Below are 1691 nucleotides of genomic sequence, written 5' to 3' on the forward strand. Positions count from 1 at the left end.
GGGTGGTGGTGAGGGTGGGGGTGAGGCGTGTCCGAGGTGCGGTGGGAGGCGGATAGCTCGTGGTCGTGGCTGTGACCGTGACGCTGGTCGTGGTCGTGGCAGTGACCCCGATCGTGACCGTGGTCGTGATCCGGATGGTGGCCGTGGTCGTGACGTGCGCTCACGTGTGGCGCCCCTTCCTGTACGCGGACTTCTTGTACGCGGACGGCGCCCCTCATTGTGTGCGTACGAAGCCGCTCCCGCCCCGCGGACGCCTCCACGCACACGCCCCTCACCTGCGCATCCTGCGCATCCGCCGCGGAACGCGAAAAGGCACGGAACGCGAAGAGGCACGGAACGCGAAAAGGCACTGAGCCGCACGCGCCGACTCAGTGCCCGATGGCGGACGCCGGTCGCGGGGACCGGCGACGGGGCCGGGTCTAGCAGCCCATGGCCCATGTGTGGGAGTCGCCGCGGTCGTTGGCCACGCCGTTGTAGCCGACCTCCTGGCCGGGCGAGAGGCAGATCGTCGCGGCGCCACCGGTCGACGGCCACTGGACGGCGTCCTCGTGGACGATGACGTGGTCCTTCACGCCGGGACCAGAGATGCCGTGGTTCGCCCAGGAGGAGTCCTCGTCGGCGATCCAGCTCTCCCACCACTCGTCGTCACCCGACCAGTTGGCGCGCTGGCCCGCGAAGTTGGCCTCCGTCCAGGCACAGAAGTGGCCGCTCGGGCACTCCGCCGCGGCGGCGGGCGTGGTGGTGGCCAGGGCGCCGCCCGCCGCCAGGAGGACGGCGGCGAGCAGGGCGAGGGGTTGCTTCATGAAGGACTGCCTTTCGTGTGTCGCGTTGGTGCGGTGGTGTTTCCGCTACCGCTGTGCGGTGGTGCGGGTCTCGGCGGTGAGCAGCGTCCGCGCGCGCTGGAGGGCGCGGTCGCTCAGCTCCCGATAGGCGGCGCGGTCCTGCGACGGCGCCTTGGAGTGGAGGTTGTTGACGGTCGTCGACGCCTGGAACCAGCGCCGCTGGTCGCCGTACAGCCGGCGCTGCGCCTGCGCGAGGCAGCCGTCGGTGTGCTGGCTGACGACGTGGCCGCTGGGCAGGGTGATCTTGAGCTCGGCCCGCCCGGTGCCGAACAGCGCGTGGTCGACGCGCCGCCCCTCGGCCGCGCTCGCGGGCCGTTCGCCCTGACGCGGCGGCGTGAGGCCCTGATGGGTCAGGCAGCGGTCGGTGAGCAGGAGTTGGGCGGCCTTGACCGTGTCGGCGGGGTTCAGCGAGACGGTCGGCTGCCGGGGCGCGCCACAGCCGGTGAGGGCGGTGAGGCCGAGCAGCAGACAGGCGGCGGCGAGCACGGCGGCGACACGGGGGCGGTCTCCGTATCCGTATCGGCGTGGCACGGCGGCCCGCCTCATCCGGGCTGGCAGTCGCGCTTCTCGCTGTCGACGCCGTCGAGCTTGCCGCCCCAGTCCCAGTTGTCGGACGTGTCCCAGGCGCGGATCTCGCGGTAGACGCAGCCGCCCCAGCGGGGGAAGTGGATGGCGAAGACGCTGCCGTTGTAGTCGGAGCGGAAGGAACCGGCGTGCCGGTGGACGCCGCCCCCGGCCTCGGCGTACCCGCCGGGCCGGTAACACCAGGCGCCGCCTCCCATCTGGCCGGGCTCGGGCCAGAAGCAGACCTCCCCGGGACCGGCCGCCGCGGGGGCGGCCGGAGCGGCG

Annotated in this window: 3 protein-coding genes; all 3 read right to left on the minus strand. The window is 72.9% G+C overall.

Going from position 1 to position 1691, the window contains the following annotated elements; genetic code table 11:
* Positions 1-419: 419 nt before the first annotated feature.
* On the minus strand, positions 420-803 hold the full coding sequence (locus AOK22_RS29795) for a peptidase inhibitor family I36 protein (protein ID WP_055701828.1): 384 nt from the start codon (positions 801-803) through the stop codon (positions 420-422).
* A gap of 45 nt (positions 804-848) precedes the next feature.
* Entirely contained in the window at positions 849-1373 is a 525-nt protein-coding gene (locus AOK22_RS29800; protein WP_341845618.1) for a hypothetical protein, read from the minus strand.
* A gap of 11 nt (positions 1374-1384) precedes the next feature.
* Positions 1385-1691: hypothetical protein (locus AOK22_RS29805; RefSeq protein ID WP_055701829.1), on the minus strand; the 307-nt coding region annotated here is incomplete at its 5' end.

The sequence above is a fragment of the Streptomyces silaceus genome (genome assembly GCF_001419745.1).
Classification (GTDB): domain Bacteria; phylum Actinomycetota; class Actinomycetes; order Streptomycetales; family Streptomycetaceae; genus Streptomyces; species Streptomyces silaceus.

Bases quoted from the DNA above. Each gene is read 5' to 3' on its own strand.
- AOK22_RS29795 (WP_055701828.1), bottom strand. From the start codon at position 803: ATGAAGCAACCCCTCGCCCTGCTCGCCGCCGTCCTCCTGGCGGCGGGC.